This window comes from Kitasatospora sp. NPDC004272 (assembly GCF_053603035.1).
The window spans coordinates 1-11,729 of record NZ_JBSGET010000195.1 but is presented as its reverse complement, the minus strand read 5'-3'; the positions used below and the strand labels follow the sequence as shown (position 1 = coordinate 11,729).

At 72.8% G+C, this 11,729-nt stretch carries 11 protein-coding genes and 7 tRNA genes; 8 read left to right on the top strand and 10 right to left on the bottom strand.

The genetic code is table 11. The annotated features are described in order from the left end of the window. The coding region (locus ACWEO5_RS35775) for a serine/threonine-protein kinase (RefSeq protein WP_452166274.1) at positions 1-855 on the bottom strand (855 nt) is incomplete at its 3' end. A 580-nt stretch (positions 856-1,435) separates the two neighbouring features. Between ACWEO5_RS35775 and ACWEO5_RS35770 the strand changes: the two genes are divergently transcribed. Further along, on the top strand, positions 1,436-1,612 hold the full coding sequence (locus ACWEO5_RS35770; RefSeq protein WP_452166273.1) for a hypothetical protein: 177 nt from the start codon (positions 1,436-1,438) through the stop codon (positions 1,610-1,612). A 210-nt stretch (positions 1,613-1,822) separates the two neighbouring features. Here ACWEO5_RS35770 and ACWEO5_RS35765 read toward each other — a convergent pair. From ACWEO5_RS35765 to ACWEO5_RS35745, 5 genes are all read right to left on the bottom strand, one after another. Beyond that, a tRNA-Val gene (locus tag ACWEO5_RS35765) sits at positions 1,823-1,897 on the bottom strand. Positions 1,898-1,933: 36 nt separating this feature from the next. Next, positions 1,934-2,005 (bottom strand) — tRNA-Val (locus tag ACWEO5_RS35760). A 34-nt stretch (positions 2,006-2,039) separates the two neighbouring features. Next, positions 2,040-2,111 (bottom strand) — tRNA-Val (locus ACWEO5_RS35755). A 36-nt stretch (positions 2,112-2,147) separates the two neighbouring features. Continuing rightward, positions 2,148-2,221 (bottom strand) — tRNA-Cys (locus ACWEO5_RS35750). A 57-nt stretch (positions 2,222-2,278) separates the two neighbouring features. After that, positions 2,279-2,351: transfer RNA gene (locus ACWEO5_RS35745), tRNA-Gly, on the bottom strand. A gap of 322 nt (positions 2,352-2,673) precedes the next feature. Here ACWEO5_RS35745 and ACWEO5_RS35740 point away from each other — a divergent pair. From ACWEO5_RS35740 to ACWEO5_RS35730, 3 genes are all read left to right on the top strand, one after another. Beyond that, positions 2,674-3,717, top strand: coding sequence for a chorismate-binding protein (locus ACWEO5_RS35740; protein ID WP_452166277.1), 1,044 nt, complete (start codon positions 2,674-2,676; stop codon positions 3,715-3,717). Next, positions 3,714-4,532: an aminotransferase class IV gene (locus ACWEO5_RS35735; protein ID WP_452166272.1), complete on the top strand. Its 819-nt coding sequence runs from the start codon at positions 3,714-3,716 to the stop codon at positions 4,530-4,532. The genes ACWEO5_RS35740 and ACWEO5_RS35735 overlap by 4 nt, the downstream gene beginning before the upstream one ends. Before the next feature lie 100 nt (positions 4,533-4,632). Continuing rightward, on the top strand, positions 4,633-5,475 hold the full coding sequence (locus ACWEO5_RS35730; RefSeq protein WP_452166271.1) for a GNAT family N-acetyltransferase: 843 nt from the start codon (positions 4,633-4,635) through the stop codon (positions 5,473-5,475). A gap of 29 nt (positions 5,476-5,504) precedes the next feature. On the opposite strand, the gene ACWEO5_RS35725 is transcribed toward ACWEO5_RS35730, so the two are convergent. The 3 genes from ACWEO5_RS35725 to ACWEO5_RS35715 all read right to left on the bottom strand — a co-directional run bounded on the left by ACWEO5_RS35725 (position 5,505) and on the right by ACWEO5_RS35715 (position 7,338). After that, positions 5,505-5,993: a DsbA family protein gene (locus ACWEO5_RS35725; RefSeq protein ID WP_344551485.1), complete on the bottom strand. Its 489-nt coding sequence runs from the start codon at positions 5,991-5,993 to the stop codon at positions 5,505-5,507. 42 nt (positions 5,994-6,035) lie between these two features. Next, on the bottom strand, positions 6,036-6,647 hold the full coding sequence (locus ACWEO5_RS35720; RefSeq protein ID WP_452166270.1) for a CGNR zinc finger domain-containing protein: 612 nt from the start codon (positions 6,645-6,647) through the stop codon (positions 6,036-6,038). A 277-nt stretch (positions 6,648-6,924) separates the two neighbouring features. Then, positions 6,925-7,338, bottom strand: coding sequence for an SsgA family sporulation/cell division regulator (locus ACWEO5_RS35715; RefSeq protein ID WP_030459107.1), 414 nt, complete (start codon positions 7,336-7,338; stop codon positions 6,925-6,927). A 449-nt stretch (positions 7,339-7,787) separates the two neighbouring features. On the opposite strand from ACWEO5_RS35715, the gene ACWEO5_RS35710 reads away from it, so the two are divergent. Together ACWEO5_RS35710 and ACWEO5_RS35705 are read left to right on the top strand one after the other, a co-directional pair. Continuing rightward, positions 7,788-7,859, top strand: a tRNA-Val gene (locus ACWEO5_RS35710). A gap of 185 nt (positions 7,860-8,044) precedes the next feature. Beyond that, positions 8,045-8,116 (top strand) — tRNA-Val (locus ACWEO5_RS35705). Positions 8,117-8,193: 77 nt separating this feature from the next. Here the strand turns inward: ACWEO5_RS35705 and ACWEO5_RS35700 are convergent. Then, positions 8,194-8,958 carry an exonuclease domain-containing protein gene (locus tag ACWEO5_RS35700; protein WP_452166276.1) on the bottom strand — a complete coding sequence of 255 codons (765 nt, stop codon included), beginning with the start codon at positions 8,956-8,958 and terminating at the stop codon, positions 8,194-8,196. A gap of 268 nt (positions 8,959-9,226) precedes the next feature. Between ACWEO5_RS35700 and thrS the strand changes: the two genes are divergently transcribed. Together thrS and ACWEO5_RS35690 are read left to right on the top strand one after the other, a co-directional pair. Further along, positions 9,227-11,206, top strand: coding sequence for a threonine--tRNA ligase (gene thrS, locus ACWEO5_RS35695; protein ID WP_452166269.1), 1,980 nt, complete (start codon positions 9,227-9,229; stop codon positions 11,204-11,206). A gap of 87 nt (positions 11,207-11,293) precedes the next feature. Next, positions 11,294-11,729 (top strand): HIT family protein (locus ACWEO5_RS35690; RefSeq protein WP_452166275.1); only part of this gene is annotated, 436 nt, incomplete at its 3' end.

Genomic DNA, 11,729 nt, shown 5'->3' with positions numbered 1-11,729 from the left:
GGCCCGGGCGGCGGCCGCCCGGCCGGCCCCGCCGCCGCCGCGCGCCGCCAGCTCGCTCAGACGCTCGTGCAGCGCGGCCGCGGGCGGGCGCTCGGACGGCTCCTTGGCCAGGCAGGCGCCGACCAGCGGGGCCAGCACCGGCGGGATGCCGGTCAGGTCCGGCTCCTCGTGCACCACCCGGTACAGCATCACCTCGGAGGAGGCGCCCGAGCCGAACGGCGACTCGCCGGTCAGCGCGAAGGCCAGCGTCGCCCCGAACGCGAACACGTCGGTGGCGGGCGTGACGGCCGCGCCGCGCACCTGCTCGGGCGCCAGGAAGCCGGGCGAGCCGACCGCGGTGCCGACGTGGGTGAGGGTGGAGGCGCCGCGCGACCAGGCGATGCCGAAGTCGATGATCCGCGGGCCCTTGGGGGAGAGCAGGATGTTCGACGGCTTCAGGTCCCGGTGCACCACCCCGGCCTCGTGCACCTTGACCAGCCCGTCGGCCAGCGCCGAGCCGATCCGCGCCGCGTCCGGCCAGGCCATCGGCCCCTCTTCGGAGACCTGCTTGTACAGCGACGGCCCGGGCACGTACGCGGTGGCCAGCCAGGGCCGCTCGGTCTCGATGTCGGAGCCCACCACTCGGGCCGTGCAGCCGCCGCGGATCCGCGAGGCGGCGGCGATCTCCCGGGCGAAGCGGGTGCGGAACTCGGCGTCCTCGGCCAGCTCGGCGCGGATCAGCTTCAGCGCGACCCGCTGCCCCTTGCGGTCGGAGCCCAGGTACACCACGCCCATCCCGCCGGCGCCCAGCCGCCGGTGCAGCCGGTACGGGCCGACGATGCGGGGGTCCTCACGCCTCAGCCGCATCATTGCCATCTGCCGTACCCGTTCCCGTTCCGTCAGCCTGTGGGGTGAGGCCCCGTCGGATGTGGGGCATCGTCAGACAACTGTCTCGGGACAGCTTACGGACAGGTAGCGGCCCCGCGTCGACACGCAACACGCGAACCGCCGGTGGGATTGTCCGATCAGCGTGCCGGTCCCGCTCCGCCAGCCGCCCCCCGCCCGCTCCCAGCGGCGGCGATCCGCACCCGAACCGACCCCGGCCCGGCCCGACGCCCCGTCAGAAGCCCGCCGCCGCCCCACCGGCCCGGCCCGGGCACCGGCCGGCCTCCGGCCACCCCCCGGGGGACGACCCCGAAGCCGACTCAGGGGTCCTCGTCCCCCCGTCTCCGCCTCCAGGAGTACGCCGCGCCGCCGCTCCTCATCCCAGCGGAGGCGAACGGAACGGTACGCGGGCATGACGATCCCGTCGGTCCCCCCGCATACGGTTGTCACAAGCGAGGGCGGCCCCGCTCGTCCCCCGAGACACCGCCCCCGCTGCAGACCGCACCACCCCGCACCACCCGTCCCGCCCGACCCGACCCGCAGCACCAGCCCGGCAGGAGCCCAGCACACCATGGCACCGCTCAACAGAGCCCTTCGCCGCCGCCACCTCCCCGCCACGGAGACCCGGCACCCGGTCGTCGCACTCGCCATCGTCCTGCCCTGCGCCGTCCTGCTGCTGGCCCTGTTCGGAGCGTGGGACCAACTGGCGACCCAGACCAGAGCGGTCGCCGACCTGATCGGGCGCTGACCCCTCATGGGGTAGGGGTCCTCGCCGGCCGGAGCCGCCCTCACCGTCGTGGACGGACAGCGTGAGTGGCACAGGCTGCAGCTCCGGCTCACCGGATGGCCGGGAACGACACGTCGGTGAGGGCGTGCCGTTCCCGGCCACCACCGTTTCCCGACCACCGCCGTCGAACGCCGAGAGCCGCGGTCCGAAGTGGACCGCGGCTCTCAACCGTGGTGCGCGATACTGGGATTGAACCAGTGACCCCTACCGTGTCAAGGTAGTGCTCTCCCGCTGAGCTAATCGCGCGGGTGCGCCAGGAATCCCACAGCTGGGAAGCCTGAGTGCGCGATACTGGGATTGAACCAGTGACCCCTACCGTGTCAAGGTAGTGCTCTCCCGCTGAGCTAATCGCGCGGGTCGATCCTGAGGACCGGGATCCGAAGACCAGTGCGCGATACTGGGATTGAACCAGTGACCCCTACCGTGTCAAGGTAGTGCTCTCCCGCTGAGCTAATCGCGCGGGGAGGACCCCCGGTCGAAACCGGACGGTACCTCTTGGAGGTGGAGACGGGATTTGAACCCGTGTACACGGCTTTGCAGGCCGTTGCCTCGCCTCTCGGCCACTCCACCAGGCAACTTCTGAACTTCTCGAACTCCTGGAGAACGATCTTACCCTGTTCCCCATCGAGCGGACGACGAGATTCGAACTCGCGACCCTCACCTTGGCAAGGTGATGCTCTACCAACTGAGCCACGTCCGCCTGTCTGCCCGGTCCGCCTCCGGTTTTCCCGGCTGCGCTCCCTGGCGACGTGTTGAACTCTAGCGGATCCCCGGCCCAGCTGAAAAATCCGTTCCCGCAGCGTGGCGCGGGGGTGGCCGCCGGACGCCGAACCGCCCCGCCCGGCCCGGACGTTCCACCGGGCCCCCGACCTAGACTTTCCGGTACCGGGGCGATCCCCCGGGGCCCGCCCCGCGCCCGCGCGCGCCCGGCGCCCGACACGGCACCGGCAGCGGGCAGCACCGAACATCCGCGCAGGAGAACCGTGTCCGGCCGCACCCCGCCCCCCAGCCCGCACCAGCCGATGGCCCGTTTCGCCGGACGCCTCGCCACCGGGCTGCGCGAAGTCACCCACGACCCGGCCGCCCTCGAACGCGGCGGATTCTGGGCCGTCGCCCACGACTTCGAGGGCCGCCTCACCTGCGCCCGCTTCGCCGACGTCCGCCCCGACCCGGCCCCGCCCGCCACCGACCGCTGGCGCGGCCCCGACCCCGCCGACTGGCACAGCTCCCTCGACGCCGACGCCTACCGCGCCGGAGTCCGCCGCATCCGCGAGCACATCGCCGCCGGCGAGGTCTACCAGGCCAACCTCTGCCGGGTGCTGAGCGCACCCCTGCCCGACCCCGACCGCACCGACATCGACGCCCTCACCGGCCTGCTCGCCGCCCACAACCCCGCGCCGTACGCGGGAACGATCCGGCTCCCCGACCACGGCGTCGAGATCGCCACCGCCTCCCCCGAGCTCTACCTCGCCCGCCGCGGCCGCACCGTCCGCTCCGGACCGATCAAGGGCACCGGACGCACCGAGCACGACCTGCTCGACAAGGACCACGCCGAGAACGTGATGATCGTCGACCTGGTCCGCAACGACCTCGGCCGGGTCTGCGGGACCGGCACCGTCACCGTCCCCGACCTGTGCGCCGTCGAGAAGCACCCCGGCCTGGTCCACCTCGTCTCCACCGTCGAGGGCACCCTGCGCCCCGACGCCGACTGGGCCGACCTGTTCGCCGCCACCTTCCCGCCCGGCTCCGTCACCGGCGCCCCCAAGAGCAGCGCCCTGCGGATCATCCGCGACCTCGAAACCGCCCCCCGCGGCCCCTACTGCGGCGCCGTCGGCTGGGTCGACGCCGACCGCGGCGAAGCCGAACTCGCCGTCGGCATCCGCTCCTTCTGGATCGAACGCCCCACCACCGGCGCCCCCGTCCTCAAGTTCGGCACCGGCGCCGGAATCACCTGGGACTCCGACCCCGACCGCGAGTGGCGGGAAACCGAGCTCAAAGCCGCCCGGCTGGTGGCGATAGCCTCCACCGGCACCCCCGAAACACCCGAAGGAGCAACCCGCCGATGATCTGGGTCAACGGAACCCTCACCGCCGAGGACGACGCCGCACTCTCCGTCCTCGACCACGGACTCACCGTCGGCGACGGCGTCTTCGAAACCGTCAAGACCGAACACGGCGAACCCTTCGCCCTCACCCGCCACCTCGACCGCCTCACCCGCTCCGCCCGCGGCCTCGGCCTGCCCGACCCCGACCACGACCTGGTCCGCGAAGCCTGCGCCGCCGTCCTCGCCGCCAAGCCGCTGCCGCTCGGCCGCCTGCGGATCACCTACACCGGCGGCACCTCCCCGCTCGGCTCCGAACGCGGCACCGCCGGCCCCAGCCTGATCGCCGCCCTCGGCACCGCGAGCCCCCGCCCCGAGACCACCTCGGTCGTCACCGTCCCCTGGCGCCGCAACGAACACTCCGCCGTCACCGGCCTCAAGACCACCTCCTACGCCGAGAACGTCATCGCCCTCGCCGCCGCCCACCGCGCCGGCGCCAGCGAAGCCCTCCTCGCCAACACCGCCGGCCGGCTCTGCGAAGGCACCGGCTCCAACGTCTTCCTCGTCCTCGACGGCCGCCTCCTCACCCCCACCCTCGCCTCCGGCTGCCTCGCCGGCATCACCCGCCACCTCGTCCTCGACTGGACCGGCGCCGAAGAGACCGACGTCCCCCTCGAAGCCCTCGCCGACGCCGAAGAGGTCTTCCTGACCTCCACCCTCCGCGACGTCCAGGCCGTCACCCGCATCGACGACCGCGAGCTCCCGGGCATCGGGCCGGTCACCCGCAAGGCGATGGAGCTCTTCGCGGAGCGCGCCGGGCAGGACCGCGACCCGGTCTGAGCGGGAACCGGCCGCGCCGGGGCCCGGGGTGCCTGCGGCTGCGGCGGGAAGCGGGCGGGGCGGGGATAGAAGAGCGTCCGGGGCGGGAAAGGGAGACGGCATGACCACCACGTTGCGGCCCGACGGGCCCGAGGAAGCGGGCGTCGGCGGCGGGCGGACGCAGCGCTGGCACATCATGGTGAACGGGCGGCGGGTGGGCGGGCTGCGGACCAACGCGTGGGGCCGCAGCGGGCGCTACCCGGGGGAGATCTGCGAACTGGAGGTGGCCGAACCGGACCGGCGCCGCGGGCGCGGCACCGTCGCGGTGCTCGCCGCCGAGGAGGTGCTCCGCTACTGGGGCTGTGCCCGGGCACAGGTCACCGTCCCGGTCGAGGCCCCCGTCGCGCTCCGCCTCGCGCACGCCCTCGGGTACACCGAGCAGATGCGCAACCTCGGCAAGCAGCTCGACCGACTCCCGTCCCAGACAAGCGAATTGACGGACCGTCCGATAACCGCCGAGGAGTACCCGGCCTGGCAGCAGGCCGCCGTCGCCGGCTACCGCGAGGAACTGATCACCGCGGGCCTCGGCCCCGAGGAGGCCGCCGCCCGCGCCGAGAGCGACCACCGACGCGCCCTCCCCGTCGGCCTCTCCACCGTCGGCACCGTGCTGCGCCACCTGCTCGACGCCGACGGCAGCGTCCTCGGCACGATCTGGGTCACCCTCCACCAGGACGTGCTGCCCGACGGCAGCCCGCTCGCCTGGGTGATGCTGGTGGAGGTCGCCCCCGAGCACCGCGGCCGGGGCCACGGCCGCACCCTGATGCGGATCGCCGAACGCGAGTGCCTGCGGGCCGGCGTCCGCCACCTCGGCCTGAACGTGTTCCGCGACAACGCGGTGGCGCTCGGCCTGTACGAGTCGCTCGGCTACCGGACCACCCGGCACCTGCTCGGCAAACCGCTCTGACCCGCCCCGGCCCGCCCTGCTCCGCCCGCTCAGCCGTTCAGCAGCTCGACGATCCGCTCCCGCAGCCCGTCCTGCGACTGCCCGCCGTCCAGCCGCTTCCCGGCCACCACGTACGTCGGCGTGCCCGTGACCCCGATCGCCCGGCCCTCGGCCACGTCCGCGTCGACCCACAGCATGTGCCGACCGTCGACCAGCGCGGTGTCCACCTCGTCCGCGTCCACCCCGACCGCCCCGGCGATCTCCACCAGCACCGCCGCCCCGCCCCGCTCGACGTCCTCCAGGCGGGCCAGCACGGCCTCCGCGAACTCCCAGCCGCGCCCCTGCTCGAACGCCTCCGCCGCCGCCTCGGCCGCCGGGTACGCGTGCTTGTGCTTCTCCAGCGGGAAGTGCCGCAGCTCGACGGTCAGCGCGGCACCGAACCGCTCGCGCAGCGCCCGGACGTCGTCCAGCGCGGTACGGCAGTCGGGGCACAGCAGGTCGCACCAGAACTCGACACGGGGCAGCGAGGAATCACTCATGCCGCCAAGTCTCCCAGGCCGGGAGCCCCCCGCCGACCGGGCTCAGCGGCCCGCGGCCGGCACCGCCTCCGGGCCCGGCACCGCCTCCGGGCCCGGCACCGCCTCCGCCGAGCGCTGCCGGGCCCGGTACGCCGCGACGTGCAGCCGGTTGCCGCAGGTGCGGCTGTCGCAGTAGCGGCGCGAACGGTTGCGGGACAGATCGACGAACACCCGGGCGCAGCCCGGCGCCCCGCACCGGCGCAGCCGCTCCAGCTCGCCGGCCATCACGATGAAGGCGAGCGCCATGCCCAGCTCGGCGGCCAGGTGCCGGCCGACCGCGGCGTGCGGGGCGAAGTAGTGGATGTGCCAGCCGTGGTGGTCGTGGTTGGTCAGCCGGGGCGTGGTGCCGGCCTCCGCGACCACGGCGTTCACCAGCTCCGCGGCCCGCTCGACCGAACCGGCCGAGAACACCTCGCGCAGCCGGGTGCGCAGCTCGTGCACCGCGGCCAGGTCCGCCGGACCGAGCGAGTCGATCTCGCTGATCTCCTGCCGGACCACGAAGGCGCTCAGCGCCGCCACGTCGGGCAGCCGTTCGCTGCCGCACGCTTCGGGCGCCGTGTTCAGCAGCTCCACCAGGATGCTCAGCGCGCACTCGGTGTCATGGGTGATCAGCACGTGGGGGCTCCTCACGCGGCGCCGGCCCCGGGGCCGGCGCGTCGGTCATCGCGCGCCGACTCTACCGGCCCCCGCCCACGGCGGCCCGGCTCCCGGGCCGGGAGCCGGGCCGGGACGCGACTGAGCCCCGGGTGTCCCCTCCGGTGGGAGGGGACACCCGGGGCCGGACCCCGAGGCCGCCGGGGCGGCTGCGAGCTGCGACCGTGCCCCCGAGTAGGACGGTGCGCATCGAGGCGTTCCCGCCGCCGCGCGACGGCGGGCCGTACTCGTACGGGGTTCAGTTCTCGGCGAGGATGTGGGACAGCTCCCGGTCGAGGTCGAAGTGACGGTGTTCGGTGCCGGGGGGCACCGCGGCGTCCGTCCGCTTGAGGAAGGACTCAAGCGCCCGGGCCGGGGCCTCCAGCAAGGCCTCTCCTTCCGGAGAGCTCAGGGCGATGCAAACCACGCCTTGACCGTGGCTGCGGGACGGCCACACCCGGACGTCGCCGGTACCGGTCGGTCGGTGCAGCCCCTCCGCGAGGAGGTCGCGGGCGAACACCCACTCCACGGTCTCGTCTGCTCCGGTGTGGAACGTCGCATGCACGGCATAGGGGTCGGCAGTGTCGTAGCGCAGGCCCGCGGGGACGGGCAGTGAGGACTCGCTGGACACGATGAGGCGCAGGTGCAGCTCGCAGCTGACCGTGGTGTTCATAAGCGCCAGGGCCTTTCGCTCAGTGTGCGCTCGGGGAATCGCACGTCGGCGAACGGACCATCCCACCTGAAAGCCCGGTGTAAACCCGTCTGTCCCGATTCCGGTGCGAGTCGTACCCCTTCCGGCGCATTGCGGAATCCCCCGGCGGCTCCGGCCGCCCGGGCGGCGGGCCGGTAACGGCAGGGCATTACCGGCGGTCGCACCGGGGCGGCCCGCGGGGGACTGGAGGAACCCACGAACCTGGCTCCGCCCGGCGCCCGGACCGCCTCCGGCCGCCGCGGTCCGGCGACCGCCCCGACCGGGGCGGTCACCCGCCGTGGCCGACCGGCGCCGCTGGTCGGAGCCGGTGCCGGGGGAGGCCGGCCGGGGCGCGGGGCCGGCGGCGGCCCGGGCGGCGGTGCGGGTGTTCGGAGCACCCGCGCGGATGGGGTAATGTTTTCCCTGCACCCGGGCGATTAGCTCAGCGGGAGAGCACTTCGTTCACACCGAAGGGGTCACTGGTTCGATCCCAGTATCGCCCACCGGAATGCACAGGCGCAGGGCTCCGACTTGTTTATCAGGTCGGGGCCCTGCGCCTTTTCCGCATGCTCCGACCCGAGTTCTGACGGACATTCAACGCGCCCTCCCGGAAGGGGAACTGGGGGACCGTCCGTGGAACGGATTGTGGACCCGGGCCCAAGTGGTGCTACAGTTCTTCTCGTTGCCCGGGCGATTAGCTCAGCGGGAGAGCACTTCGTTCACACCGAAGGGGTCACTGGTTCGATCCCAGTATCGCCCACCGAGCACACCGCAGGCCCCGACCACGCCGTCGGGGCCTGCGGCGTTTTTCCGCGCCCGACCCTCCCCGACGGGGCGTCAGGCCGCCAACTCGCAGGCGTGGCCCGGCTCCAGGCGCTCACCGCAGCGGCAGCGGGCCGGCCGCACCGGCCAGGCCGTGTCCACGTGCTCCGGCGCGCCCGAGCGCTCGAACCACCGCTCCAGGCCGCGCGCCTGCGCCGCGTGCCACACCGCCTGCCGCAGGTGCAGCTCGGCCGGCGACAGCCCGCCCAGCCGCGCCCCGTGCCGGGACGCCACCTCCCGCACCAGCTCCATCGCCGCCAGCGCGTCCGCCGCCGCGTCGTGCGCGCCCACCAACTCCACGCCGTAGTGCGCGCACAGGTCGGTCAGCGTGCGCCGGCCCTTGCGGTAGCGGTCGAACTGCTTGTCCAGCACCCGCGGATCGAGCACCAGCAGCTCCGCGCCCTCCAGCGCCTCCGCCAGCGACCCCGCCCCGTGCCGGCGCAACTCCCGGTCCAGCAGCGTCAAGTCGTACGGGGCGTTCATCACCACCAGCGGCACACCCGCCCGGGCCTGCTCGGCCAGCGCCCGGGCCACCTCCACCGCGACCGCGCGCGGCGGCCGCCCGTGCGCCCGCACCTGCTCGTCCGTGATGCCGTGCACCGCCCGGGCCGGCTCCGGGATCGGCACCCCCGGGTCGGCCAGCCACGTCCGGACGGCGGCCGCCCCGCCCGGTGCGGACTGCACCACCAGGGCGGCCGAAACGATTCTGTCCCGCTCGACGTCGACACCCGTCGTCTCGGTGTCGAAGGACGCCAGCGGACCGCGGTACCAGGAACCCATCTGCTGCATGACGCCCCCTCAGACGCCGCACGGTCCTTGCCGGGCGCCGCTGCCACCGAGGACCGGTGCAGCGGCCGCACCGTGAGGGAGTGATACCGCACTCCGGGGCCGGTCAACCGTCCCCGACGTCCGAATCGTGGCGGAACGTGACCGGATGACCACGCTGGCGGCGTCCGGCCCTTGGCGACGTGGACGCGGCCGGGCTCGGTACCATGCACGGTGCAGCGGTTCAGCTGCGCCACGGTAGCCAGAACGTCAGGAGAGACCGGTGACGGACGTCCGGATCATCATCAACCGCGAACCCGATCGGGAAGAGCGCGTGGTGACCACGGGCACTACGGCCGCCGAGCTCTTCGCCGACGACCGCGCCGTGATCGCCGCCCGGGTCGGCGGCCAGCTCAAGGACCTCGCCTACGCCGTCCAGGACGGCGACGTGGTCGAACCCGTCGTGATCTCCAGCCCCGACGGCCTCGACATCCTGCGGCACTCCACCGCGCACGTGATGGCCCAGGCCGTCCAGCAGGTCTTCCCCGAGGCCAAGCTCGGCATCGGCCCGCCCGTCCGGGACGGCTTCTACTACGACTTCGACGTCGAGCGGCCGTTCCAGCCGGACGACCTCAAGGTCATCGAGAAGAAGATGCAGGAGATCATCAAGCGGGGCCAGAAGTTCTCCCGCCGGGTGGTCACCGACGAGGCCGCCCGCGAGGAGCTCGCCAAGGAGCCCTACAAGCTCGAACTGATCGGCCTCAAGGGCTCCGCCGCCACCGCCGGCGAGGGCGCGGACGTCGAGGTCGGCGCCGGCGAGCTGACCATCTACGACAACCTCGACCCGAAGACCGGCGAACTCTGCTGGGGCGACCTCTGCCGCGGCCCGCACCTGCCCAGCACCCGGCACATCCCGGCCTTCAAGCTGATGCGCTCCGCCGCCGCGTACTGGCGCGGCAGCGAGAAGAACCCCATGCTGCAGCGCCTCTACGGCACCGCGTGGCCCACCAAGGACGAGCTCAAGGCCCACCTCGACTTCCTGGAGGAGGCCGCCAAGCGCGACCACCGCAAGCTCGGCAACGAACTCGACCTGTTCTCGATCCCCGAGCAGATCGGCTCCGGCCTCGCCGTCTTCCACCCCAAGGGCGGCATCATCCGCCGCACCATGGAGGACTACTCGCGCAAGCGGCACGAGGAGGAGGGCTACGAGTTCGTCTACACCCCGCACGCCACCAAGGGGAAGCTGTTCGAGACCAGCGGCCACCTCGACTGGTACGCCGACGGCATGTACCCCCCCATGCAGCTGGACGAGGGCGTCGACTACTACCTCAAGCCGATGAACTGCCCGATGCACAACCTGATCTTCGACGCGCGCGGCCGCTCCTACCGCGAACTGCCGCTGCGCCTCTTCGAGTTCGGGACGGTCTACCGTTACGAGAAGTCCGGCGTCGTGCACGGCCTGACCCGGGCCCGCGGCTTCACCCAGGACGACGCGCACATCTACTGCACCCGCGAGCAGATGGCCGACGAGCTGGACCGCACGCTGACCTTCGTGCTGGACCTGCTGCGGGACTACGGCCTGAACGACTTCTACCTGGAGCTGTCCACCAAGGACCCGGAGAAGTTCGTCGGCAGCGACGAGGACTGGGAGGAGGCCACCGCCGTCCTCGCCAGTGTGGCCGAGAAGCAGGGCCTCCCGCTGGTGCCCGACCCGGGCGGCGCGGCCTTCTACGGCCCGAAGATCTCCGTCCAGGCGCGCGACGCGATCGGCCGGACCTGGCAGATGTCGACCGTGCAGCTCGACTTCAACCTGCCGAACCGCTTCGACCTGGAGTACACCGCGGCGGACGGCTCGCGGCAGCGGCCGGTCATGATCCACCGGGCGCTGTTCGGCTCGATTGAGCGCTTCTTCGCGGTGCTGCTGGAGCACTACGCGGGCGCCATGCCGCCGTGGCTGGCCCCGGTCACCGTCACCGGCATCCCGATCACCGACGAGCACGTGCCGTACCTGCTGGACGTGGCGGCCGAGCTGAAGAAGCACGGGATCCGGGTCGAGGTCGACACCTCGGACGACCGGATGCAGAAGAAGATCCGCAACGCGCAGCGCAGCAAGGTGCCGTTCATGCTGATCGCGGGCAACGACGACGTCGAGGCGGGCGCGGTGTCGTTCCGCTACCGCAGCGGCGAGCAGAAGAACGGCGTGCCGAAGGCCGAGGCGATCGCCGAGATCGTCGAGGCGGTGCGCAGCCGGGTGCAGGTCTGATCCCGGTAGGACGGACCTGAGTGACGTGCGGGGCGGTCTCCTCCGGGAGTCTGCCCCGCACTGCTCTGTTCGTGGGCCGTGGCGCTTATGCTGGCGGGCATGACGAGTGAGCCGGAACTGCAGCGGGGCGTGGGGGAGCCGGACGGCTTCCGTCGCCTGTGGACACCTCATCGGATGGCGTACATCCAGGGCGAGAACAAGCCCACCGGGCCGGCTCCCGACGACGGTTGTCCGTTCTGCTCCATCCCGCAGCTGAGTGACGAGGAGGGGCTGATCGTCCAGCGCGGGGAGTCGGTGTTCGCGGTGCTGAACCTGTACCCGTACAACGGGGGGCACTTGATGGTGGTGCCGTACCGGCACGTCGCGGACTACACCGAGCTGGACGGGCCGGAGACGGCGGAGCTGGGGGAGTTCACCAAGAAGGCGATGACGGCGCTGCGGGCGGCCTCGGGGGCGCACGGGTTCAACATCGGGATGAACCAGGGGGCGGCCGCGGGGGCGGGGATCGCCGCGCACCTGCACC